The organism is Bartonella sp. OT172YNZD, assembly GCF_042193725.1.
In the GTDB taxonomy this organism is placed as follows: domain Bacteria; phylum Pseudomonadota; class Alphaproteobacteria; order Rhizobiales; family Rhizobiaceae; genus Bartonella; species Bartonella grahamii_A.
This window is the reverse complement of record NZ_JBHILZ010000120.1, coordinates 1-523: the sequence shown is the minus strand read 5'-3', so window position 1 is coordinate 523 and position 523 is coordinate 1. Positions and strand designations below refer to the sequence as shown.

Sequence of the window (523 nt, the reverse complement as noted above, 5' to 3'; positions counted from 1 at the left end):
TGGAACAGTCGTGCTTATGGATTGCTAATGCTGGTAAGTTATCCCCGCTTAAAAACAAAAACTTATTGTCCTTAATCAAAAAACGTGCCTGCATGCGGTCAGCAAGGCGAGTTAAAAAATCAACAGCCGATTGATCTGTACGAATCACATAAGGCAAAGTTTGTTGAATGAACTGGGGACTGACCTTTGCTTGATAGCCATGGCGTTTGGCCAGTGTCTCAACAATCTCACCAACAGTTTTGTGATCAAAATGCTCACTCACCTGTTCTTTAAGCTCTTTACGCATCGAGGCACTTTTGCCACAAAGGCGCAAGATCTCTCCATCACTGCCACCACAACTGACCACCGACTCCACAACAAACCGCCCCATAAAAGCACTGATGCTGTTCTCATAGCCAAAGATCACCTGTAGCGCACTGTTGCTTGAGGGAACCTCTAAATCATTGCCACTATCATCAAACTCTGCTTCAAATGTATCGGCTTCATTGCCGGCATGGTCCGTAATGGTTGCGGTTAAAAGACG

1 pseudogene is annotated in these 523 nt (G+C 45.3%); it reads right to left on the bottom strand.

Annotation, left to right across the window (positions count from 1 at the left end):
• Window positions 1-523: pseudogene (locus tag ACFIJS_RS09345) on the bottom strand (late control protein); the annotation flags it as partial.